25 protein-coding genes are annotated in these 23,028 nt (G+C 57.3%); 12 read left to right on the top strand and 13 right to left on the bottom strand.

Annotated elements, in window-relative coordinates:
- Positions 1–117 precede the first annotated feature (117 nt).
- The 6 genes from proS to C8N30_RS17745 all read left to right on the top strand — a co-directional run bounded on the left by proS (position 118) and on the right by C8N30_RS17745 (position 6,369).
- The gene (gene proS / locus C8N30_RS17770) at positions 118–1,470 is read left to right on the top strand and encodes a proline--tRNA ligase (RefSeq protein ID WP_025061441.1); all 1,353 of its coding nucleotides are present in this window, start codon (positions 118–120) and stop codon (positions 1,468–1,470) included.
- A gap of 73 nt (positions 1,471–1,543) precedes the next feature.
- Positions 1,544–2,707, top strand: coding sequence for a PQQ-dependent sugar dehydrogenase (locus C8N30_RS17765; RefSeq protein WP_025061442.1), 1,164 nt, complete (start codon positions 1,544–1,546; stop codon positions 2,705–2,707).
- An 80-nt stretch (positions 2,708–2,787) separates the two neighbouring features.
- A complete protein-coding gene (locus C8N30_RS17760; protein WP_037967810.1) occupies positions 2,788–3,282 on the top strand; it encodes a DUF2937 family protein in 495 nt (164 codons plus the stop codon).
- 72 nt (positions 3,283–3,354) lie between these two features.
- A complete protein-coding gene (locus tag C8N30_RS17755; protein WP_025061443.1) occupies positions 3,355–4,641 on the top strand; it encodes a lipoprotein-releasing ABC transporter permease subunit in 1,287 nt (428 codons plus the stop codon).
- Positions 4,634–5,317: an ABC transporter ATP-binding protein gene (locus tag C8N30_RS17750; RefSeq protein WP_025061444.1), complete on the top strand. Its 684-nt coding sequence runs from the start codon at positions 4,634–4,636 to the stop codon at positions 5,315–5,317. Before C8N30_RS17755 ends, C8N30_RS17750 begins: the two co-directional genes overlap by 8 nt.
- 71 nt (positions 5,318–5,388) lie before the next feature.
- The gene (locus C8N30_RS17745) at positions 5,389–6,369 is read left to right on the top strand and encodes an Ldh family oxidoreductase (RefSeq protein ID WP_025061445.1); all 981 of its coding nucleotides are present in this window, start codon (positions 5,389–5,391) and stop codon (positions 6,367–6,369) included.
- Positions 6,370–6,419: 50 nt separating this feature from the next.
- Here C8N30_RS17745 and C8N30_RS17740 read toward each other — a convergent pair whose 3' ends face one another.
- From C8N30_RS17740 to C8N30_RS17730, 3 genes are all read right to left on the bottom strand, one after another.
- A complete protein-coding gene (locus tag C8N30_RS17740; protein WP_025061446.1) occupies positions 6,420–7,097 on the bottom strand; it encodes a hypothetical protein in 678 nt (225 codons plus the stop codon).
- Between the two features lie 152 nt (positions 7,098–7,249).
- Positions 7,250–7,966 (bottom strand): hypothetical protein, encoded by a 717-nt coding sequence (locus C8N30_RS17735; protein ID WP_025061447.1) that lies wholly within the window; start codon positions 7,964–7,966, stop codon positions 7,250–7,252.
- Complete coding sequence (locus C8N30_RS17730; RefSeq protein ID WP_025061448.1) at positions 7,963–9,924, bottom strand: DNA gyrase/topoisomerase IV subunit B; 1,962 nt, start codon at positions 9,922–9,924, stop codon at positions 7,963–7,965. Before C8N30_RS17730 ends, C8N30_RS17735 begins: the two co-directional genes overlap by 4 nt.
- 183 nt (positions 9,925–10,107) lie before the next feature.
- Here C8N30_RS17730 and C8N30_RS17725 point away from each other — a divergent pair, with 183 nt between their 5' ends.
- On the top strand, positions 10,108–10,776 hold the full coding sequence (locus C8N30_RS17725) for a dimethylsulfonioproprionate lyase family protein (protein WP_025061449.1): 669 nt from the start codon (positions 10,108–10,110) through the stop codon (positions 10,774–10,776).
- 13 nt (positions 10,777–10,789) lie between these two features.
- Here the strand turns inward: C8N30_RS17725 and C8N30_RS19755 are convergent, their stop codons facing one another.
- Positions 10,790–11,350 carry a thermonuclease family protein gene (locus C8N30_RS19755; RefSeq protein WP_232222786.1) on the bottom strand — a complete coding sequence of 187 codons (561 nt, stop codon included), beginning with the start codon at positions 11,348–11,350 and terminating at the stop codon, positions 10,790–10,792.
- Between the two features lie 125 nt (positions 11,351–11,475).
- Positions 11,476–12,351 (bottom strand): alpha/beta fold hydrolase, encoded by an 876-nt coding sequence (locus tag C8N30_RS17715; RefSeq protein WP_025061451.1) that lies wholly within the window; start codon positions 12,349–12,351, stop codon positions 11,476–11,478.
- A gap of 152 nt (positions 12,352–12,503) precedes the next feature.
- Here C8N30_RS17715 and C8N30_RS17710 point away from each other — a divergent pair, with 152 nt between their 5' ends.
- Positions 12,504–13,865: an MATE family efflux transporter gene (locus tag C8N30_RS17710; protein ID WP_232222787.1), complete on the top strand. Its 1,362-nt coding sequence runs from the start codon at positions 12,504–12,506 to the stop codon at positions 13,863–13,865.
- Here C8N30_RS17710 and C8N30_RS17705 read toward each other — a convergent pair.
- Together C8N30_RS17705 and C8N30_RS17700 are read right to left on the bottom strand one after the other, a co-directional pair.
- Positions 13,862–14,263 (bottom strand): hypothetical protein, encoded by a 402-nt coding sequence (locus C8N30_RS17705; protein ID WP_025061453.1) that lies wholly within the window; start codon positions 14,261–14,263, stop codon positions 13,862–13,864. The two genes, C8N30_RS17710 and C8N30_RS17705, sit on opposite strands and share 4 nt — an antisense overlap.
- 166 nt (positions 14,264–14,429) lie before the next feature.
- Complete coding sequence (locus tag C8N30_RS17700) at positions 14,430–15,632, bottom strand: pyridoxal phosphate-dependent aminotransferase (RefSeq protein WP_025061454.1); 1,203 nt, start codon at positions 15,630–15,632, stop codon at positions 14,430–14,432.
- Between the two features lie 93 nt (positions 15,633–15,725).
- Between C8N30_RS17700 and C8N30_RS17695 the strand changes: the two genes are divergently transcribed.
- The 3 genes from C8N30_RS17695 to C8N30_RS17685 all read left to right on the top strand — a co-directional run bounded on the left by C8N30_RS17695 (position 15,726) and on the right by C8N30_RS17685 (position 17,034).
- Positions 15,726–16,151, top strand: a complete 426-nt coding sequence (locus C8N30_RS17695; protein ID WP_051567118.1) for a helix-turn-helix domain-containing protein — start codon at positions 15,726–15,728, stop codon at positions 16,149–16,151.
- Positions 16,144–16,434, top strand: a complete 291-nt coding sequence (locus C8N30_RS17690) for a succinate dehydrogenase assembly factor 2 (protein WP_025061456.1) — start codon at positions 16,144–16,146, stop codon at positions 16,432–16,434. Before C8N30_RS17695 ends, C8N30_RS17690 begins: the two co-directional genes overlap by 8 nt.
- An 81-nt stretch (positions 16,435–16,515) precedes the next feature.
- Entirely contained in the window at positions 16,516–17,034 is a 519-nt protein-coding gene (locus C8N30_RS17685; RefSeq protein ID WP_025061457.1) for a MarR family winged helix-turn-helix transcriptional regulator, read from the top strand.
- Positions 17,035–17,131: 97 nt separating this feature from the next.
- Here the strand turns inward: C8N30_RS17685 and C8N30_RS17680 are convergent, their stop codons facing one another.
- Positions 17,132–17,584, bottom strand: a complete 453-nt coding sequence (locus C8N30_RS17680; RefSeq protein ID WP_025061458.1) for a YHS domain-containing (seleno)protein — start codon at positions 17,582–17,584, stop codon at positions 17,132–17,134.
- Between the two features lie 166 nt (positions 17,585–17,750).
- Here C8N30_RS17680 and C8N30_RS17675 point away from each other — a divergent pair, with 166 nt between their 5' ends.
- Entirely contained in the window at positions 17,751–18,572 is an 822-nt protein-coding gene (locus tag C8N30_RS17675) for a class II aldolase/adducin family protein (protein ID WP_025061459.1), read from the top strand.
- Between the two features lie 10 nt (positions 18,573–18,582).
- Here C8N30_RS17675 and C8N30_RS17670 read toward each other — a convergent pair whose 3' ends face one another.
- From C8N30_RS17670 to C8N30_RS17650, 5 genes are all read right to left on the bottom strand, one after another.
- Positions 18,583–19,299, bottom strand: coding sequence for a DUF1194 domain-containing protein (locus C8N30_RS17670; RefSeq protein ID WP_025061460.1), 717 nt, complete (start codon positions 19,297–19,299; stop codon positions 18,583–18,585).
- The gene (locus C8N30_RS17665) at positions 19,296–20,060 is read right to left on the bottom strand and encodes a DUF1194 domain-containing protein (RefSeq protein WP_120222895.1); all 765 of its coding nucleotides are present in this window, start codon (positions 20,058–20,060) and stop codon (positions 19,296–19,298) included. Before C8N30_RS17665 ends, C8N30_RS17670 begins: the two co-directional genes overlap by 4 nt.
- Positions 20,027–20,461, bottom strand: coding sequence for a VOC family protein (locus C8N30_RS17660; RefSeq protein ID WP_025061462.1), 435 nt, complete (start codon positions 20,459–20,461; stop codon positions 20,027–20,029). The genes C8N30_RS17665 and C8N30_RS17660 overlap by 34 nt, the downstream gene beginning before the upstream one ends.
- 67 nt (positions 20,462–20,528) lie before the next feature.
- Entirely contained in the window at positions 20,529–21,938 is a 1,410-nt protein-coding gene (locus tag C8N30_RS17655) for a tetratricopeptide repeat protein (protein ID WP_249038045.1), read from the bottom strand.
- Between the two features lie 5 nt (positions 21,939–21,943).
- A complete protein-coding gene (locus C8N30_RS17650; protein WP_025061464.1) occupies positions 21,944–22,885 on the bottom strand; it encodes a hypothetical protein in 942 nt (313 codons plus the stop codon).
- Positions 22,886–23,028: the final 143 nt, after the last annotated feature.

The raw sequence follows: 23,028 nt of genomic DNA, 5'->3' as shown, positions 1-23,028 counted from the left end.
CTGCAGATTTTTACGACCGAAAGGATCAGGACGGAAATCTAGCTGTGCATATCTTGGTGATTGTGTCGGGCGGGGCTTTGACATAGGCAAGCGGGGAAATTCAAGAGGAGCGCCGTCATGCGTTTAAGCCGTTATTTCCTGCCTGTGTTGAAAGAAACTCCGTCCGAGGCGCAGATTGTCAGCCACCGCTACATGCTGCGTGCAGGGATGATCAAGCAGAACGCTGCGGGGATTTATTCGTGGCTACCGCTGGGTTTCAAGGTTCTGCGCAAGCTTGAGAATATCGTGCACGAGGAGCAGATGCGCGCGGGCCATGTTCCCATGCTGATGCCGACGCTACAACCTGCGGACCTGTGGCGCGAAAGCGGACGGTATGATGACTATGGCGAGGAGATGCTGCGCATCACCGACCGTCAGGGCCGTGATATGTTGTATGGTCCCACCAACGAGGAAATGATCACGGACATATTCCGCAGCCATGTAGGAAGCTACAAAGATCTGCCGCTGACGCTCTATCACATCCAGTGGAAGTTCCGCGACGAGATGCGGCCGCGCTTTGGTGTCATGCGGGGCCGCGAATTCTTTATGAAAGACGGCTACAACTTTGATCTGACCAAAGAGGATGCGCTTCATGCGTATAACCGCCATCTGGTTAGCTATTTGCGTACCTATGAGCGGATGGGGCTTCAGGCGATCCCCATGCGTGCGGATTCCGGTCCGATCGGGGGCGAGGATACGCACGAGTTTCTGGTTCTGGCGGAAACGGGCGAGTCGGAGGTGTTCTATGACAGTGCTGTCACCGATTTGAAGTTTGGCGACCGCACGATTGACTACGACAATCACGCCGAATGCGCCGCTGTCATGGAGGAGTTTACCACCAAATACGCGCGCACCGACGAAACGCACGACGAGGCCTTGTTCAACGACGTCCCCGAAGAACGCCGCCGTACCGCACGTGGCATTGAAGTTGGTCAGATCTTCTACTTTGGCACCAAATACTCCGAAGCTATGGGTGCCACGGTGCAGGGGCCGGACGGCAAGGTTGTGCCTGTGCATATGGGCAGTCACGGCATTGGTGTCTCCCGTTTGCTCGGCGCGATCATCGAGGCAAGCCATGACGACAAAGGCATCATCTGGCCCGAAGGCGTCACGCCTTTCCATTGCGGTATTGTCAATCTCAAGCAGGGGGACGACGAGGCGGATGGCGCTTGTGAGGCACTGTATAACAGCCTTACCGCGCTGGGCCTCGAGCCGCTTTATGACGACCGCAACGAGCGCGCAGGCGGCAAATTCGCCACCATGGATCTGATCGGGCTACCATGGCGTATCACGGTGGGCCCACGTGGCCTCAAGAATGGTGTGGTTGAATTGACCTCGCGCCGTACGGGCGAGAGCGAGGAGATGGCCCCTGAGCAGGCCGTGGAACGCATTGCCCAAATCTATAAAGGTCTGACCGTTCGCGGAATTTGACCGATGAAAGGAGCGCGGGCTGGACCTGCGCTCCTTTTGTGCCATTTTACCTGTGAGATCAGGAGGATTGGTGATGAAATATCTGACCACATTCGTTGCGGCGACGGTCATTGGCACTGCAGCCAGCGGCCAAGGCGTGGAGCAGGGCGATAAGAATGCCCCCCAATTTACCCCTGCATGGCCCACCCAGACCCGCGCCCCTACCTTGGCCAGCGGTATTGAACTCGAAATCGAGGTGGTTGCCGACGGGCTGGAAACGCCTTGGGGCGTCGAGGTTTTGCCGGGGGGCGGGTATCTGGTGACCGAGCGGTCGGGCGCGCTGCGTCTGGTCATGGACGGTCAGGTCGGCGCGCCGATCACAGGTGTGCCCCAAGTCCTCGCGGAGCGGCAGGGCGGGCTTCTTGATGTCGCGCTTTCTGAGGATTTCGCTACCAGCCGCGTAATTTTTCTCACTTACGCCAAGCCGCTCGAGAATGGCATGTCGGCTACAGCGGCCGCGCGGGCTGTTCTGAGCGTGGACGGCACTGCGCTGAACGATGTGCGCGATGTCTTTGTGCAATCGCCGCCATCGCCGAACGCAATGCACTATGGCGCGCGGGTTGTGCCGCAAGGGGACTACCTTTTTATTACCACGGGTGAGCACTTCTCGACCCGCGAGCGCGAATTTGCCCAAGATACTGACAAGACTTATGGAAAGGTCGTGCGTGTCACGCTTGAGGGCGGCGCGGCAGCGAATAACCCTTTCGGGACCGAGGTTTGGAGCCTTGGGCACCGCAATGTGCAAGGGGCTGACATCCGGCCCGACGACGGCACACTCTGGACGCTGGAGCATGGTGCTGCGGGTGGCGACGAACTCAACAAGATCGCGGCAGGTGAAAATTATGGCTGGCCGGTGGTCAGCTACGGGGTCAATTACAACGGCTCTGCCATCGGGTCGGGGGCCGCGCGACACGAAGGTTTCACTGAGCCGCAATATTACTGGGATCCGGTCATCGCGCCCGGCGGTTTTGCCTTCTATGAAGGCACGATGTTCGAAGGGTGGCAGGGCGATGTGTTGGCCGCCTCGCTCAATCCCGGGGGGCTGGTGCGGCTGGTGATGGAGGGTGACCGCGTTGTCGGCGAGGAGCGCTTCTTGGACGGTGAGATTCGCCTGCGCGATGTAGAGATCGACCGTGACGGAGCAATCCTCGTGCTCGACAATTCCGATGGCAGGCTTCTTCGTCTTATGCCCAAGTAGGGTCAGGGCCTGCCTTGATCTTGGAATGTTGTCAGACTAGGCATTGTGATCACAGGGATTTCGGCCAGAGCGGTGAACAGATGATTTTGCGCAGTATCGTTTTTGCAGGCGGCCTTGCCGGTGCGGCGGCGACCTCCCAGTTCCCGGAGTTCTCGCAACAATATATGCAGCGTCTGGGCGGGGCTGTTGATGCGCTCGGCGAGGTGGTCGCGGATTTCGATGGGTCTGCGACAGCCTCCGATCTGACGCGGAGCGAGGCGCTGACGCAGATGCAGGGCACTCCCTTTCTGGAGCGCCGTCGGGCGGATATGACCCGCTCGATCATCCGTTACGAGACGTTGAGCCGCGATCTGGTTGTGTTGCAGGGGCAGGGGCCATTTATGCGCGCCTATAACGGCGCCCGCTTTACAGATCGCGAAATTGCGCGTGCCGCATGGCAGGCCTATCGACCGGCTGTTCCCGTAAACTTTGCCGGCCTCACCTTTGCGGGGGTCGGTTTTATGTTGGGGAGTCTGGCGATTAGCCTGCTGTTTGGCCTGCTTCGGATGCCGTTCCGGCGGCGCGTGCGCGCCTGAGCACGCATCGCCGGCTTGACCGCCAACCCGTAAACCCCCACGGTGCGAAAAAATCGTGCAGTCAGGACGAACATGGCCTCTAATACCCCCCCCTTTGCTCCGTTTGAATGGATGATCGCATGGCGCTACCTGCGGGCGCGCCGCTCCGAAGGCGGGGTAAGTACGATGACTTGGATCAGCCTTATCGGTATCACATTGGCGGTTTTTGCACTGGTTGCCACGCTGGCGGTACGCTCCGGATTTCGCGCGGAGTTTGTCGATACTATCCTTGGTGCAAACGCTCATGTCACCGTCTACGAAATGGGTGTGGTCCAGCCTAACGGCCGGGTGGATCGCAGCATCCGAGACTATGACGCACGGGCAGATTTGGTCGCTGCCGTCGAGGGTGTTACCCGCGTAGCGCCTATTGTGCGCGGTCAGGTGATGGCGACATTTCAGGGCAACAACGCGGGTATGGAGGTCTATGGCATCTCCAAGGAGAACCTCGCCACAATCCCGCGTATCGCAGATCCTCAAGCGTTCGATGGTGATATTGCCCGCTTCGGTGAAGGCATCGCCATTGGTTCTGGCATTGCGCGCACGCTGGGGGCGGAGGTGGGCGACACTATCCGCCTGATTTCACCCGACGGCGTGAAGACCGCCTTTGGCACCAGTCCGCGCATAAACGGGTATGAGGTCACATACATCTTCACTGCGGGCCGCTATGATATTGATCGTACGCGCGCTTATCTGCCTTTGGCGGAGGCACAGAGTTACTTCAACTCCGAAGACGCCGTGAGCGAGTTGGAAGTGATGGTGCAGGACCCCGACAACGTGGATAATATCAGCGCAAGCATCCTTGCGGCCGCTGGCGAGACCGCGCTGATCTGGACCTGGCGTGAGGCATCATCCGGATTTCTCAACGCATTGGACATCGAGGACAATGTAATGTTCGTAATTCTGTCCATTCTGGTACTGATCGCAGCGATGAACATAGTCTCCGGCCTGATTATGCTGGTCAAAAACAAGGGTCGCGATATCGGTATCCTGCGCACCATGGGTCTTTCAGAAGGGTCGATCCTGCGGATATTCTTTATCTGTGGATCGTTCACAGGACTGATCGGGACAGCCATGGGCGTGATCTTCGGCTGCCTTTTTGCGGTTTATGTGGACCAGATTTTCGGGCTCGTGAACTGGCTTTCTGGCGGTAATGCGTGGGATCCGTCGATCAGGGGGATTTACTTTTTACCAGCGAAACTGGAACTGGGTGATGTCTTGTCCGCTGTGGCTCTGTCGCTTGGCCTGTCGTTTGTCGTTACTATTTTCCCTGCGCGCCGTGCCGCCCGCATGAACCCTGTAGAGGCGCTGCGTTATGAGTAATCCTGTTTTGCGCCTGTCGGGCATCACCAAAGGTTACAACACAGGAAAGCCCAACGAGGTAAAGGTATTGGGGGGTATTGATCTCACAATCGGGCGGGGCGAGGTCGTGGCCCTTGTCGCGCCTTCGGGTGCGGGTAAGTCCACGCTGCTCCACATCGCAGGTCTACTTGATACGCCCGATGCTGGTACGGTTGAAATAGACGGCACAGACCTGACCGGACAACGTGATGCTATCCGCACTTCGGTGCGCCGCAATGATGTGGGGTTCATCTACCAGTTCCATCATCTGCTCCCCGAATTTTCTGCCGCGGAGAACATCATACTGCCACAGCTTGCCAATGGCGTTGCCCGCGGCGCGGCTCAGGAGCGTGCGATGGCGCTGCTCACACAGGTCGGCGTAGCTGCGCGCGCCGCACACCGCCCTGCGGAGTTGTCGGGCGGCGAACAGCAGCGCGTAGCCTTTTGCCGTGCCCTTGCAAATGGACCCAAACTTCTGCTCGCGGACGAGCCGACGGGCAACCTTGATCCTGCTACCTCGGAGACGGTTTTTGCAGCTCTGATGGCATTGGTCCGCAGCACTGGCCTGTCCGCGCTGATTGCCACACACAACCTTGAACTGGCCGCCCGTATGGACCGGCAGATCCGGCTCGACAAAGGCGTGCTTGTCCCCGTCTAGGGCCTTGTGTCTTGACCTGCCTGCACAAGGCTGGTCTGTCGAAGGCATGTCCCGAAACCGGAGTCTGACCCATGCCGCAAATTCCTCTCGATGAGATCGAGCAAACGGTTCGTCGTGCGTTGCACTTGCACGGTGCAGCCCCCTTTGCCGCCGCCGAGGTCGCCCGTGCTGTGCGCAAAGCTGAAAGCATCGGTAATAAAATCTGCGGTCTTTACTATGTCGAGAGCTACTGCCAGCAGCTACGCTCGGGGCGCGTGTCTGGTACCGTGACGCCGCAGGTCAGTACACCGCGTAGTGGTGCGGTGCAGGTCGATGCTGGCTTCGGCTTTTCCCAGCCTGCTTTTGCGCATGCGTTGCCCGTGGCGCTGGATGCCGCGCGGCGCTCGGGTGTGGCATCGCTGTCGGTTGCCCACGCCCATACCTGTACCTCGCTTGGCTATTTCACAGAACAGATTGCGCTCGCGGGCATGATTGGCATCGGTTTTACGAACGCTTCGCCCATTGTTGCCGCACCGGGCGGTAAAACCCGCGCCATCGGCACCAATCCCATCGCGTTTTCCGTACCCGACGGGGCAGGCGGCATCGCAATGCAGTTCGATCAATCCACTACCACTGTAGCACTGGGGAAGATCACAATGGCCAAGGCCGCGGGGGAGCAGATCCCCGAAGGCTGGGCGCTCGACGCGCAAGGCAACCCCACCACAGACCCGGAGGCTGCGATCGCGGGCTCGCTCGTCTCGGTGGGCGGCCCCAAGGGCTGGGGCTTTGGCCTGATGGCGGAAGTGCTGGCCGCCGCCATGACCGGCTCGGTCCTGTCGCGGGATGTTAAACCGCTCAAAGCGGCCACTGGCACGCCCCATGATCTGGGACAATATTACCTCATCATAGACCCGTCGGTCAGCCATGATTTCGGTGAAAAGGTACAAGAACTGGCGGCCCACATCGGGCAGGACGAAGCTGCGCGCATGCCGGGCCGAAACAAGCAGGTGATGGATCCCGTCGACGTCGGCGCAGATACTTGGGCGCTGATCGAAACTCTTGCGCAAGGGTGAGGGCCGCAATCACACTATTCCCGCGCTTTAATGGGCTGTAGACATGGCGATCACTTGCAAATCAGGTCCAGATCCACACCATCCCACGGCAGGGTCACATCATAGGCCGGGCTTTGCGGTAGGGCCGATACCGGCATAACCTGTGAAATAAGGCCGTGCAGGCGCTTTGTGCGTGCGCCCTGTGGCTGCAATGCACGACAACACACAAATTCCTCCACAATTGAACCTTGCTGCTCATAGGCAAAATCCAGAAACCGGCGGTCTTCCAATTCAAACAGATAGGGGTCGTCACTGGCCCCGTGCTCAAACGCTGCCTTGAGCGGGGAATATCCGGTCAGTTTCCGGTTCTGCCACTGCCAGACGTGCGTCAATTCATGGCTGAGCAACATGGCGGCAATCAGCCCGATCCGGTCAGGGTAATCGGGTAGGTAATCGTCGAGATACCAGTCCTTATCGAAGAGAACAGTATTGAACAGCGCCACGGCGGCGGGCTTGGAGGTGATGACCTTCTCCTCCGTATGCGCAGGAAAGATCAGCTCGCGGCAGGTCGTGCGCGGGCGCGGCTTGCGGCGGAACGTAACGGCGCGGGTGGGCGCCCCGTCATGCAAGCGCACACTGCTGTAGTTAAGTGTGGGGCCGTGGATGTCATACGCAAACGCCCGTTCTGCGTCGGTGAGCGGACGGCCACAGGCGGTGAGGAAGAGGAGGGCGATGAGGAGGAGGCGCATGGGGGTATTAGGGGGATTGGGGCGGGGGAGGGCAAGAGAAAAGAGGTAGGTCTTTTCAGCGCCCACTCGCCTTTCGCGGCCTACTAACTAATAGCTTGGCTCACGCCGCACTAAATGAGGCTCTAAGAAAGTCAAAAAAATTTGATAACTAGCTAGAATAAATACGGGTGCTCTTTCGAGAGCCACCCCATAAAGTCTGCATATTGCTTCATTTCACACTTATTGCTGTGATCAATCTCATTGATCTTAATGCCGCGCTTTTCAGCTATCGTGGATAAATTTGCGCAATTCCGATCAATAGCTAAGTCATAAACTGCCTGAGGGGGAAGTGCCATAAATATCTTTTTTATGCTTGCCTGCAAGTTATCTATTTCCGCTAATGAAAATGTTCTTGCGATTAAAATATGTTGGTAGAGTTCTTTCCAAGCGTCCGAATTTGGTTGAAACGCATTTGCAAAAATAGGACGCTCTAAAGTACCAGTAACAACCACTTCAAGACGCTTTGTATCCAGTATTAATGATTGCTTGACAGAATAATTAGTGAGATGGGCTATCTCCTTGTTTCGATAGGAAACTAACATCTTATGGAAAGCTAATCTTGATTGAGTTGAAAATACTTTTCTTGCGTCAAAATAGGTCACACCATCCTGACTTTGGTCACTGGAATTAAAGGCCGATACGTAAGTTATAAGCACAAAGTCTAAAGCAGGACGTACTAGCTCATTATGTACAGCAAGGGCTTCAATGGCTTCTAGGGTATTTAATGCCTTGAGAAAAGCGTCAGTGGCACGATGAGCAGATGACAGCTTCCTAGCACATTTACCCAGCCTGTCGTTCTTGGTTTCATCAATAAGCCTATACCTAATCAAACATCCAGCTCCTCCACAAACCGCGCGTTCTCCTGAATATACTGGAACCGCAGCTCCGGCTTTTTTCCCATCAAACGCTCCACCAGATCGGCGGTCTCGCCCGCGACATCCTCCTGCACGTTCACCTTGATGAGCTTGCGGGTGGCGGGGTCCATGGTCGTCTCCTTCAAATCCTTCGCATCCATTTCGCCCAGACCCTTGAACCGCTGCACGTCGATCTTGCCCTTACCGCCGAGGCCCTTTTCCATCAGCGCGTCTTTCTCCGCATCATCGGCCACATAGACGCGCCGCGCGCCTTGGGTCAGGCGGTAGAGGGGCGGGCAGGCCAGATACAGGTGGCCTGCGTCAATCATGGGGCGCATTTGCGTATAGAAGAATGTCATCAGCAGCGCCGCGATATGCGCGCCGTCCACATCCGCATCCGTCATAATGATGATCTTGTCATAGCGCAGATCGTCGAGGTTGAATTTGCTGCCCATGCCGACGCCTAAGGCCTCACACAGGTCGTTAATCTCGGAGTTGGTGTGCAGCTTGCTGGAGGCCGCGCCGAGCACGTTGAGGATCTTTCCCTTCAAAGGCAAAAGCGCCTGATTGACGCGGTTGCGCGCTCCCTTTCCGGAGCCGCCCGCCGAATCCCCCTCGACGATAAACAACTCGGTGCCCTCGCGCGTTTTGGAGGTACAATCGGTCAGCTTGCCGGGCAGCCGCAATTTTTTGGTAGCAGATTTACGGGCTGTCTCTTTTTCCTGCCGGCGTTTAAGCCGCTCTTCTGCACGCAGAACCAGAAAATCAAGGATCGCTCCCGCCGATTTTGTATCCGCCGCCAGCCAGTTGTCAAAGTGGTCACGCACGGCGTTTTCCACCATCCTCTGGGCGTCTACTGTTGCCAGACGGTCTTTGGTCTGGCCTACAAATTCCGGCTCGCGGATAAAGCACGATACCAGCGCGCAGCCGCCGGTGATCAGATCCTCGCGGGTAATAGTCTGGGCCTTCTTGTTTGATATCAACTCACCGTAGGCTTTGATCCCCTTGAGGATCGCCGCCCAGAATCCCGCCTCATGGGTGCCGCCCTCGGGCGTGGGAACGGTGTTGCAATAGGACTGGATGAAGCCGTCGCGGGAGGGGGTCCAGTTGATCGCCCAGTTCACTTTGCCGGGCTGGCCGAACTTTTCCTTGAAATCCACGGTGCCGCCAAAAGGAACTTGGGCATATGTCGAGGAGGACTTCAAAACTTCGTTGAGATAATCCGATAAACCGCCTGGGAAATGGAACGTCGCCTCCATCGGTGTGTCGCCGTCTGGCAGCGCCGATTTCCAGCGGATCTCAACGCCCGAGAACAAGAACGCTTTTGAACGCGCCATGGAGAAAAGCCGCGAGGGGCGCAGTTGCAGATTGCCGAAAATCTCGGGGTCGGGATGGAATGTCACTGCGGTGCCCCGGCGGTTTGGCGCCGCGCCGATCTTCTCGAGCTTTCCCTGCGGCACACCGCGTGAGAATTCCATCGCAAACAGCTCTCGGTTGCGCGCGACTTCGACCCGCAAATGATCGCTCAGCGCGTTGACTACCGATGAGCCAACGCCGTTCAGGCCGCCCGATGTCTCGTAGTTGTCGCCCGAGAATTTTCCGCCCGCGTTCAGCGTGCAAAAAATAATCTCCAGCGCGGATTTACTGGGGTCTTTGGGGTGCGGATCAATCGGGATACCGCGCCCGTTATCGCGCACGGTCACATGCCCGTTGGCAAGCAGCTCGAGCTCGATCCACGTAGCATGGCCCGCCACGGCTTCGTCCATTGAGTTATCGATGATCTCGGCCACCATGTGGTGAAGAGCGCGATCGTCCTTGCCGCCGATATACATGCCCGGCCGCAGGCGTACGTGTTCCATATCCTCCAGCACCTGAATCGATGACGCATCGTATTCTGACGGCTTTGGCGTGTTGCCGGAGAGAAGATCGGACATGGGATAAGCCTGCTGCTGTTGGTTTTGATTGGGGCCATTTTGACAGGCTGCGCGGTGCGGGGCAATCTCCCTCGGCGCTTAATCAACAGGCAATTGGCAATACAGGCACCGATCAGTATGTATTTTCCCTTTTCCGGCCCCACTTCTCGCGCTACTGCGGCCTTGATAATACGGAGTGGTGCGATGAATACCCCGACCAGCGACCCGACTTTGCAAGATCTGCCTGACTGGCGCTATCTGTTGCAGGAATACGACGAGCTTTACCGCTATCTGCCCGCAGGCGGCAGTGACCGGATCCGCAGTCACCAGCGCAAAGTGCGCGAGGCGATCAGTCGCTTGCTCAAGAAAAACGCGACCGTCAGCCTTCAGCCGCGTGCGGTCAAACCCGTGACCGCCCATTTGCGCCGCGCCCTTGATGAAGGCCGCAGTGGCACTCTTGCCCCTGTGGTGCGCGCCCTTGATGCGCTCGACAGCCATCTCAGCTGGCAATACGGTTATGAGAAAGTGCCAAAAGGGTTAACCAATAGTTATGCTTATGCCGAGCTTGCGGGCATGAACGGCCCTGTGGTGAGTGACGAGATTATTCTCGGTGTTGTGCTTTTTGCGCCCGGTTGTACGTATCCCGCGCATGCCCACAAAGGCATCACCGAAAGCTATGTCTGCCTCTCGGGTGCCGTGTCCGAGAATCATCAAGGCGTTTATGTGCCCGGCTCCATGATCTTCAATCCACCCGATCACCTGCACCGCATCACCGTGGGCGACCGAGAGCCTGCGTTGCTCGCCTATGCGTGGATCGGAGAAAAGGCCGACCTACACGAGCAAAAGATGGTGTTTACACGTCCGCGGAAATGACAGGCATGATCGCTTAGCGGCGTGCGGAACCGGCTTTCTGCCTTGCGTCGAATTTCTCCCAGACATGCATTTTTCCTTTTTGCCGCGCATCTGCAAGCCAGAGCTTTTTCCGCACATCCGGAAGTTCCATCTCTCTATATATTCCGCCTGAAAACTTGGGCCAGTCTATGGCCATCCCCTGCTTTACCATTTCGGCCGAAAGGTCTCGCCCGTCTGGCAGATAGCAGCGTGCAACTGTTCGACCATGCGCGTCCTGATCGGAAACCTGCGCCCGGATTGTCTGGCCTTTGCACAGGGCAACCATCGCCCACTTCGCATTTTTGCCATGTGGATGGTTAATTTCCGGAGCATCGATGCCGAACAGACGAATTTGTGTTTTCTTGATTACGATTGTATCGCCGTCGATCACATAAGGGGCACCCTCGATGGTGCGCGGCTTTTGTATGATGGTGTTGTCTTTTGCGGTGTAGGGGCGTCGGTATCTGGCTTCGGTGTCAAGCTTATAGTTTCTCTTTGGACTGTAATCCGTCTTCTCACTGCCGCTGTGATAGGCAACTATAATCAAAGAAATCACTAAGCCGATAGGTTCTTTGAAGTTTCATGATTTCGGCAACTGGCTTCAGGAGCGTGGCAAACATGATTTGGGGGCATTGCACTTTGGAGTGGCAAGCCCCCAAGTCATTCTATCCCTCTATCCCTCTATCCCTCTATCCAGCTCAGGATTGCGTCCGCAACTTCGCGTGGCTTTTGGTGGTGCAGCCAGTGATCGGCCTGTTCAATCTCCACCCGTGTCAGATCGGGGGCGTATTCTTCCAGTCCTGCCGTCGATTCAGGGATCAGCGCTGTATCTTGCGTCCCCCAGACCAACAGATGGGGGCACGGAACCGCGAGGCGGGCAGGATCGAAGGTTAGTCCGTCAATGGCCTCGCCTGCCTGACCGATTTTGAGGGGTGAGGCGCGATACCAATTTATCATTCCCCGCAGGCCGGAAGCATCGCGCCACGCCTCTTTATACCCCGCCAGCGTATCTCCCCGCAGCCAGTCCATATCCATATCAGCCGAGAAAAATCCTGTCAGCTTTTCAAAATCATTTGCTGCCAGAATATTCTCCGATCCCTCGCGCCGCAGAAAATGTATGTATTGGGAGGCATCTGTCTGCGGCCCGCCCTTGGCCAGTTCGCGCTGGAAGGGGGCGGGATGTACGCCGTTTAGAATAATTAGTTTGGACACAAGATCAGGCCGTCCGATGGTCAAAGCATAGGCCACCGACGCGCCCCAGTCGTGCCCCAGTACAATCAGCGGCTCCGCGCCGATCAGCGCCACCAGATCCGACACCAATAGCGCAGTTTTATAAAGCTCGGGCGCTGCTGGCCGCCAGCTTTTTCCGTATCCGCGCTGGTCCGGGGCGATGCAGTGAAATTGCTCTGCCAGCAGCGGAGCAAGATCATTCCAACCTCCGGAATACTCCGGGAAACCATGCAGCATCAGGATTTTCGGTGCATTTTTGTCGCCCCAATGGCGCACAAAAAAAGCCTCCCCGTTGAGCTCGACCGTCTCGGTCCAATCTTCAGGCATTGTCGTCACTCCCCCATGTGTTTGGCCCAGCCTAGGACAGGCAATCGCTTTTGCACACTCTATCCATGCAATAATGACGCAACATCATTGGTACAATTTCGCGGCTTTCGCTGTCCCTGCTTTAGTCCTAGACAGGCCTCATGCTGAAAAATATGACCACTCCCGCCCACATCCGTGCTATCGCCGTACTCGGGCTGCCCCTTATTGGCGGCCATCTGGCGCAAATGGCTATTGGCGTCACCGATACGGTCATGCTGGGTTGGTACGGCGTCGAGGCACTTGCTGCTGTTACGCTGGCCTCGACGTTCTTTTTTGTGTTGTTTATTTGCGGATCCGGCTTTGCCTCGGCCGTTATGCCGATGGTTGCGTCGTTTCACGCTGCCAAGGACGAGACGTCGATCCGGCGTGCCACGCGCATGGGTCTTTGGTTGAGTTTTGGATTTGGCATGCTCGCCCTGCCGCTGATGCTCAATGCTGCCCCGATCCTGCGTCTTATGGGGCAGGAAGAAGCGGTTGTGACACTGGGCGCAGAATATCTGGCGGTTGCAGGCTGGGGTATTTTGCCAGCATTGTTCGTGATGGTCCTAAAAAGCTATCTTGCCGCGCTTGAGCGTACACAGGTGGTGCTTTGGATCACTGTGCTGGCGGCGATTTGTAATGCACTGGTGAATTACGCGTTGATTTTCGGCAACTGGGGCGCTCCTGAGCTGGGCGTAAAAGGAGCTGCGATCGCCTCGGTGACGACACAGGCTATATCGCTGGTCGGGGTGGTATTTTATGTGCGAGCTGTTTTGCCGCAGCACGACCTGTTCCGCCGTCTCTGGGGGGCGGATTGGGATATGTTGCGACGTGTATTTCGCCTTGGCTGGCCGATCTCTGTCACTTTGCTGAGCGAGGTTGGCCTTTTTGCCGCTTCGGCCGTCATGATGGGCTGGCTGGGCACCGTCGCACTGGCCGCGCACGGAGTGGCTGTACAGTTGGCATCACTCACTTTCATGGTGCATTTGGGGCTGAGCAATGCAGGCACCGTGCGCGCCGGCAACGCCTACGGGCGTAGGGACGCACCGCATCTGGCACGCGGGGCAAAAGTACTTACTGCCATGTCGCTGTTGTTCTCGTTTGTGACCGTAGCGTGCTTCTTTCTTTTCCCCGACTTCCTGATTGGAATTTTCATTCTCGAGGACGAGCCCGCGAAGGTGGAAATACTGCGCATCGGCGTCGGTGTTTTGTTTATGGCAGGGCTGTTCCAGCTGGTTGACGGCACGCAGGTGATTGCCCTCGGCGTGCTGCGCGGGGTTCATGATACGCGGGTGCCGATGATCTATGCAGGCATCAGTTATTGGATGATCGGCGTTCCGATGTCCTATGTCCTTGGCTTTACCTTCGGACTGGAGGGGATCGGCGTCTGGGGCGGACTCGGCATTGGGCTGGGTGTTGCTGCGATCCTGCTCAGTTTACGGTTCTGGCGCACTGTCCTGCCGCGGCTCAGCGCGGGGAAACCGCGTCCCGCTTAGCCTCTGGTCAGACGGTCCGCCTTTTTTCGCACAAGCGTGCTGCGCAGATCGTGCATTGCCAGCAGTAGCTCGTCGGTTACCGCCTCAAGCTGGGCATCTGTTGCCTTTGACTGGGCCCAGTGGGCGGTGTTGTTAAGATAATCAATGGCGCGGAAAATATCGTCGATCTCGCGGTGGGCCAGCGTTTTTGCACGCCCTTCCATCCAAGTCTTGATGGCCTCGATGTCGTCTTCCGACAGGCTCCGTTCGCCGTGTACCTTGATCTCGCCGTTACGCATGTTGACCACTGCAATCTGGTCCATCTCGATGCGGCGCTGCCGGTTTTCGGTATCAAGGCGGAACACAAAGGCACCATTCTCGCGCACACGAAAGTAATAGTCGGGCAGCTTATCGGCCATAAGGTTCATCCCAAAATTTGATTTGGACGCCAGATACCGCAAAAAGCGCGGGGCGCACAGTGGGAAAGTCTACAGCCCCTCCCTTATCGGTGCCGGAGACTGAGCAATGGCCCGCGGTGTTCCTTAACCCCGGGCCACTGATTTCACGTATGTAAAAGTGCCAAACTTAGCGAAGCTGCGCGCAGAAATCCGTAATCCGCTTGCAGGCCTCGGTCAGGTTCTCGTCCGAGGTGGCATAGCTGATGCGGAAGTTGGGGCTGAGCCCGAAGGCCGAGCCGAACACCACTGCGACTCCTGTCTCCTCCAACAACGCCGTTGCAAAGACTTCGTCATTCTCAATCAAAGTGCCTGCCGCACTCGTTTTGCCGATCAGACCCGCAATTGACGGATACACATAGAATGCCCCTTCGGGCACAGGACAAATAACCCCGTCAATTGCATTGAGCGCTTTGACCACCAGATTGCGGCGGCGCACAAACAGCTCGTTATGCGGAGCGATGTAATCCTGTGTGCCGTTCAGCGCTTCTACGGCTGCATATTGGCTGATGGAGCAGGGGTTTGATGTTGATTGTGACTGAACCTTGCGCATTGCTCCGATCAGCTTTTCCGGGCCCGCCGCATAGCCGATGCGCCAGCCGGTCATGGCATAGGCTTTGGACACGCCGTTCACTGTCAGCGTCCGGTCATAAAGCTGTGGCTCTACCTGCGCGGGCGTACAGAACTTGAAATCGTCATAGGCCAGATGCTCGTACATATCATCAGTCATTACCCAGACATGGGGATGACGCATCAATACATCCGTAAGCGCCCTCAGCTCGTCCCATGTATATCCTGCACCCGTCGGGTTGGAGGGAGAGTTAAAAATGAGCCACTTGGTGTTGGGCGTGATTGCTGCCTCCAACTGCTCCGGTGTCATCTTGAAGCTCTGCTCAAGCTGACACTCCACAATCACGGGCGTGCCGCCGGCCAGCAGCACCATATCGGGATAGCTCACCCAATAGGGTGCCGGAATGATCACTTCTTCGCCGGGGTTCATCGTGGCAATCAGCGCGTTGTACAAAACCTGTTTTCCGCCCGACGACACACTCACTTGCGCGGGCTTGTAGTCCAGATCATTGTCGCGCTTGAACTTGGCGCAAATCGCCTGCTTCAGCTCGGGAATACCGTCTACAGCAGTATATTTTGTTTTGCCTGATGCAATTGCAGCTACTGCTGCGTCTTTGATGTTCTGGGGGGTGTCGAAATCCGGCTCACCCGCGCCCAGACCGATCACATCACGGCCGGCGGCCTTAAGTTCTTGCGCCTTGGTGGTGACCGCGATGGTGGGGGAGGGTTTGACGCGTGCCAGTGTACGGGAGAGCAGTTCCATTTCAGCCTCATTGCGCTATATATAAATAAATCCACTCATAGGGGGTGCCCCCCCGCAGTTGCAAGCGTCTTTGGCGCGTAGGAGCAGACGAACATGACCGATCCAAGCGAGACAATCGAGAACACGGCCCACACCGACTGGTACAGCCCTGATGCCGCGACCTTCGGGGATCGTGTTGCCGCCGCACGTGCGGCGGCGGGAATGACACAGGCCGTCCTTGCACGGCGGTTGGGTGTGCGTCTGGCGACCCTGCGCAGCTGGGAGGACGACATGTCCGAGCCGCGGGCAAACCGTCTGGCCATTCTGGCGGGATTGCTCAACGTTTCTATGATGTGGCTGATCAACGGCGAAGGCGAGGGGCTGGACGGGGAGGCTGCGGCGGGTGTATTGCCCGCTGATGCGGCCGATCTGCTTGGTGAAATGCGCAGCCTGCGGGTTGAGCTAACCCAAAGCGCAAAACATGTTGCCGCACTTGAAAAACGACTTCGCGCAATGCTCATGGAGACACCAGATGTTTGAAATGCCACGCCCCCACCGCCCCGAAGGCGAGCCGCGCGAAGTTCGCATCAAACGTCTCGCAATGCGCTCCATGCGGCGCGGGATCAAGGAGATGGACCTGATCCTTTCCGCCTATGCCACCGATAGCCTTGATGCGATGGATGATGAAGGTCTGACGCTCTATGACGATCTGCTCGACGAGAACGATCACGATCTTTACCAGTGGGTTAGTGGACAATTTGCGCCAAAAGCCCCTTATTCTGATTTGATTAAGGATATTCAAGTCCATCTATCCAAAGGATAATTTTGGACTTTCGCTTTTAACGAAATATTCTGTTTTTTTATGCAATCTCTGCCTTGGAGTTATTACAAGTCGGAGAGTAGTATGAGCATTCAGGATACCATCGGCCTGCCGGCCGTCGAAAAAGCAGCCCCGCCCGAAAAGGGATTTATGACCGGATATCTAGAGGCGCTTTCTCTCGTAGAGCGGCTGCACCGGTTGTTGCTGGACGTAATCAAGGACGAGTTCGAGCGCGTCGGCGTGCTGGAGATCAACGCCGTGCAGGCGCTTCTTCTGTTTAACATCGGCGATAATGAGGTCACCGCGGGAGAGCTGAAAAGCAGGGGTTATTATCAGGGCAGTAACGTCAGCTATAATCTGAAAAAACTGGTCGATATGGGTTACATGCACCACCAGCGTTGCGAAATCGACCGCCGATCTGTTCGTGTTCGCCTAACGGAAAGCGGCCGATCAATCCGCGATGTAGTGGCTGATCTGTTTTTGCGCCATGCAGGCGGGCTGGAAGATCGCGGGGTACTGGGGCCCGAGGGCGTCATCACGATTACCGCATCGCTCAAGCGGGTCGAGCGGTACTGGACCGATCAAATCCGCTATATCTACTGAGAAGCCATTGTGCAGTGGGGCAGTCCGCTGCACGTTCGTGCCGACCTTTCACTATTGTGATGATGGTCGCTGGATCCGTGCAAACAACTATTGGTAATCAGGTCAGCGTGTCCCAGTAAGCCTGTGCCTTTTCGATCATTGCATCCTCGGCGCCGTCAAACTTTTCCCCGCCGACCGGCTGCGCAAAAAGATAGAGTTTATTGTTATAAATCCTCCAGATTTGTGGATCTGCGTTCACAACCTTCCTGAACGACATTGCCCTTGTGCAAAATCCGCCAAACTGCGGCGCGAAGCGTTCGGGGGCAGCGGCAAACATCGCCGCCTCTGCCGCCGTTGCGAAATGCCAAAGCGCGCCGCGCCATTCGGCCACATGCGCCGAAATGCCAGGCTGGGCAGCGCCCGACTGCCAGTAAGCGGTGGTATCATAGCCATCAATCGCCACACCCTGATCGTTGACGGCCACCCGCGCCGTAGCTGCATGCAGGCGGCTCAGAGGGATCATAAATGCAGCACACAGCATTAGCACGCGGCGGCGCGAAGGAACCGGCATTGGTTTGCTCCGAAATAAAAACAACACCTCACACCTACGCCAATTCGTGCCGCTATGCAGAAACATTTGCGTGATCGACGCCGCGTCATGCTGCAACAGCATCGTTGACAGACCACGACATGCGGACCCACAGTTGTCCCAGTTCCACACAAGACCGGAGATTGTAATGAATACCCAATCAGCCCTGCGCACAGGTGGCTTTTCCATTCCTGATCCTGCTGGGTTGCCCAGCGTCAAAGACATGGTAAGCGAGGTCGAGTGGGATCTGCGCTGCGAGCTCGCAGCGACATACCGGTTGTGTGCGCTCCATGGTTGGACCGATCTGGTCTTCACTCACATCTCCGCCCGTCTGCCAGACGAGAACGGCGAAGAGCGTTTCTTGATCAATCCTTATGGCTTGATGTTCGACGAAATGACCGCTTCTGCGCTGGTCAAGATCGACCTTGAGGGCAATATTTGTTCGGATACGCCGTATTTTATAAATCCAGCGGGCTTTACCATCCACAGCGCCATCCATACTGCGCGTCACGATGCGGGCTGCGTGATCCACGTTCACACGCCCTATGGCGTTGCTGTGTCTGTCCAGACCGGTGGTCTGCGCCGCTACACCCAGTTTGCGATGACAGTCACCAATGACCTCGCCTATCATGACTACGAAGGCATCGCCCTTAATTTGGACGAGCGGTCGCGCATTGTCGCCGACATCGGTGATAAAAGCCTGCTGATGTTGCGCAATCACGGTACTCTTACCGTGGGCCCCAATTGTGCAATTGCTTTTCTACGAATGTATTTTTTGGAGAATGCATGCAAAACGCAGATCCTTGCACAAGCGGCCGGAACAGAGGCGTTGCATGAAGAGTCGCAAGAAATGGCAGATACGGTCGCGGGGCAGGCGGCAGGAGCATTCACGCAGGGAATGGGTGATAATCTTGTCTGGCCCGGTCTGATGCGCAAACTTGCACGCCAAAATCCCGGGCATGACCGCTAGGCAAAGGGGACTAACGCATGGAGAGTGTGAGTGTGTCCAGTTCGCGCAACAACTTCCGCTCCATCGCTTCCGCGTAGCCTTCGAAGCCCAGAGCAACCTCTACAAAAGCATCCGCGCCAAGGATGACTTCGGCGGCGAAATAAGCCGATAACTCGCCAATTTCGCGTTGGTGTGCATCCCCTGATGCCGGATTGTCCGCCCCAATGACAAGGCCGTTGATCGTAATTCCGGCCCCTTCCAGCCGTGGTTTGGTGGTGCGCGGGCGGGGGCCGAGGTTGCTTTTGCCGTCGCCGGAAATATCAAGGGTCTTACGCCAGCATCCACTGCGCTGGGCCAACAGATATGCGCCATGCGCCATTGCCACGCCAAGGGCAGTACCGGGAGTTGCCTCTGCCCTGCGCTCTGTCAGGGCGAGTTGTGCAATCACGGTATCAAGGGCTTCAGCACTGTCTATCCGCGTCCATGGCAACAGGGTCATCTGGTCCTGCGGGCCACTCCATTCAAATACCAGCAGTTCAACGGGTGTTTCCGGCTGCTCCATCAGGGCGGCGCGCACTGCCGGGCTGCCAAGGGCCTGCGCCAATCCGCCAATTTGAAGCCGGTATTCGCGCGCATCGACTGACCCTGAAACATCCAGCGCCAATACCAATGCCTGACGGCAAGCCTCCTGCGCCAGCGCCGGAGCCGCACACAGGGCGAGCACGGCTGCGAGAGCGGCGGCCTTCACCCCGCATCCTCTTTCTGTAAATTTTCCAGCAATCCAATTGCGGGCGGAGCCAGTTCGCGCTCCAGCTTGCGCCGCATCGCACGCTCATAGTCCTCAAATCCGTCCGCGATGATAAGAAATGCGCCCGGCCCATGCAAAACTTCGCCGCGATAGAAGGCAATCAGCCCTACCTCGCCTTCGAAATCGGCAGCGTTTACCACCAAACCGTTCACAGTGACGTCCTGAAAAGGAAATTCCCGATAGGCACTCGCTGGCGGAAACCCCTCGTTGCTTTGTCCGTCCCCTGCCATATCAAGCGTTTTGCGCAGGCAGTCGGGGCTGCGCGCCAACAAATTGGCACCAAAACCCAAAGCGTATCCCATTGCTGTCGGAAAGTCGTTGTGGCTCCGTCTGGATTTAGCGACAGTTTCTGCGGCGCGGATCAATGCGCTACGGTCATCGATGATGACCCAGTCCAGTATCATCTCCTGATTATAGCGCCCCGACCATTCGTAAACTGCCAGCGCGACGGGGAGGTCGGAGGCAAAAAATGCCTGCTCGACCTCGGGTGCAGTCAGCGCGGCAACCACGCCGTTGCGCTGTAGTGTGTCTTCGACTGCATCGACAGAGCTGGATACATCAATCGCCAACGCAAGGGCCAGACGGCACTGTGCCGCATGGGCGGGCAGGGTGGCCAGTGCCAGCCCCGCCCAGACCCCGAAAACTGCGCAGATCAGATGCCGCCGGGCTACCAACTGCCGGTATTGCCCTTTGAGGTCCATGGTTCTGCCGGTTCCAGCGCATCACCTTCCTGCAACAATTCGACGGAAATGTTGTCGGGAGAGCGTACGAACGCCATTCGCCCGTCGTGAGGAGGGCGGTTTATGGTCACGCCGTTGTCCATAAGATGCTGACAGGTCTCGTAGATATTCTCGACCGTGTAGGCCAGATGCCCGAAATGGCGGCTGTCGGAGGGCAGGCCGTCATCGCCGTCCCAATTATAGGTCAGCTCGACATCGGCGTGGCCGTCATCCATGCTGGGGGGGCACAAGAACACCAGCGTAAATCGCCCGCCCTCGTTTTCCATGCGGCGACGCTCGACGAGGCCGAGCAGTTTATAGAATGCGATTGACGCATCGAGGTCTTTGACGCGCACCATTGTGTGCAGGTATTTGATCGGCATGTTGGGTCCTCCTGAGCATGCATATTGATCGTAAGCTAACATGTCGCACGGGGGTTTCCAGCGGTTCTCAGAATTTTGATGCGATCCCGACACTCAAGGAAAATTCACGTGTCTCGAAGCGGCTTATGTTGGAGGTCTTGCGCCCCGCCTTGAGCGCGAGAGTGGGCGCAAATCCGGCATAGTCGATATCGGGGAAGAACAGGTTCAGATCTGCAAACGCGGAATGGTCCTGTCTACCGTTGGCCAGGAATATGGGTGCGGCAAAGTACCGGTCATAATCGGTTGTTCCCACTACGATACCTGTGGACACCTGTGCCGGTCCGATCCGGTCGGCAAATGTGTAGCGTGCGCTGAGCGACAGAGCGGTCGAATCCGAATTCACCGAGTCGCTGCTGGTCTCGAGTACGTTGAACGCGAATCCAAGTGTGTCGCCCCCGGGCCTTGTGTGCGTCAGCTCGGCGTTGAGGCCGATTGCCACAGCGTCATTCGTAGCGGAGTTCACGATGTCGCGGTTCTCGACCGAGGCTGAAATTTGCAACCTGTTTGCTGCATCCAGCCGCCAAACCCGCGCGGCATCCAGCCGTGTAAAATCGTAATAGCGGTCGCCGCCGCTCCAGAACTGTCCGGCGCTGGCCGACAGCTTTGCACTGCCGCCCTGCGCCCCCACTGCAAAGCTGTGGCTGAGGGTCAGCGCGCCATAGGTCGAGGCGAAGTCACTGTTGGAGGAGGTGGGGGACAGCGCTTTTGCATCGCTACTCAACGCGACACGGCCCACAAAAAGGCGCGCCGAAATATCGGTCCGGCTGGCTTTTGTGCCACGCAACCGGTAGCCGAGGACGGCATCAGCACTCGCGACTGTCCCGCTTAACGCCTGAGCAGAGCCGCTCAGACTGCCTGTGAGCGGCACACCTTCGATGATCTGGAGGGCGGTATCAGCGCCGTTGTTAACATTGCTCGACGGGCGCAGGGCGCCGCGGATCGAAAAAGACAACGGGTTCTCGGCGCGGACCCGCTGGAAGTCGCGGCCCAATTGTTCCTCGATCTGTTCATTATCCGCGTTGTGTGCCGCACGCCGCAGCCACAATTGTGCCTGCGTGGGGCGACTTTCAGCATAGGCCAGCTTGGCGGCAAGTTCGGCCGCCTGAAACTTCTCCGGCTTGGTGTTTGCATAGCGGTAGGATTTTGCCGCCGATTTGCGGGCCTGCGCAGTCTGGCCCATGTTTGTCTGTGCCGTGGCAAGCACCAGATGGGCATAGGATGATTTTGCATCGGCCAGCAACAAACCCCGCGCGAGTTGCTCTGCCAGTTGTGGCGCGCCATCGCGCAGTGCCTTGGCCGCCACGATCCGCGCCTCGTCGAGTGTGATCGTAACATCGCCTTCCGCGCTTTGCTGTGCCGACGGTTGGCCCGCGACTGCAAAAATGGCGACCCCTGTCAGGATCGCCATGGTCAGTTGCGCGCGTAAAGGGCGCTGCACTTGCATTACTCGAAGGGTTGGGTGCAAATCGGATCTTGATCGGCCTGTCCGCACTGGCTCAGCACGAAGGCACCATTTTCGATCACCCCCTGCAGGCCGGTTATGTGGTTGTTCAAAACAACGACACCGGCCACTTCAGTCGCACCTGTGCCACCAAAAATACCGCCATATGCGCCGATGGCACTATCGTTAAAGGTGGCTACGCCCTGAAATGTCCCGTCTTCCGCAATATCGGTCAGATCAAGGGCAACGTCGTTTAACGGAAACGGATCGGCCGAGTTCACATCCTGATTGGAATTGCTGTCTACATCCACGATCACACGCTCAAATATAGCGCCCGTTACCGTCGAGTCCGCAAAATCGCCATTGATCAAGGCGCGCCCTCTCACCTCGGCGGCCTGAGCAGACAGAACCGAGGGAGATGTGCCCGGAGTAACGTCCAGAAGATCCTCGTTTGATCCGCCGCCATTCAACAGACCGACATAAGTGCCCGCGTAGGTAACGAGCCCGCCATCCTGCGTCGCCGCTGGTGCGCTGTAGGTTGTGTTGCTGTAGGCGTTGCCGGCAACCACCTCTTCAAACTGTGAGCCGGACACAATCGTGATTGCCCGCGTGCCACGGATGTCGCGGACATAGGCGGTGATATGGCGATCAAGCGAGCCATCCTGCGCGGTATATGCCTCGTATCCGGCGCGGTCCAACGCGGGCCTGCGCCGATAAACACCGTCCAGCACGCCGTCATCCGTGGGCACCCCTGTCACAGTCAGGGTGCCGGCTGCCGGATTGTATGAAAAACTCTGGAGGTTTTGGGCCAGTACTGCGGGGATACCGCCCGTTTCCTCAGCGGTGCCGCCACCATCGGTCTCTGCCGTGTCGTCAAAAGGGTTGCCGCCGCTACAGGCTGCCAAACCCGCAATCAATGCGAGGCTGATAATTTGGTTTCTCAATGCTCTGCCCTCGAATATATTTTTTATTGTTGTCCCGACCATCACGCGTGGTGCGCGCGCTTGTCAACAATACTGCCCCCTGATCGCGCGTTTAGGAGGTCCGGTATGGCGAAAAAACAATACCACATATCGCGTCCCGTGAC

It is taken from the genome of Sulfitobacter guttiformis (assembly GCF_003610455.1).
GTDB classification, from domain to species: Bacteria; Pseudomonadota; Alphaproteobacteria; order Rhodobacterales; family Rhodobacteraceae; genus Sulfitobacter; species Sulfitobacter guttiformis.
This window is presented reverse-complemented; position numbering and strand designations above follow the sequence as displayed.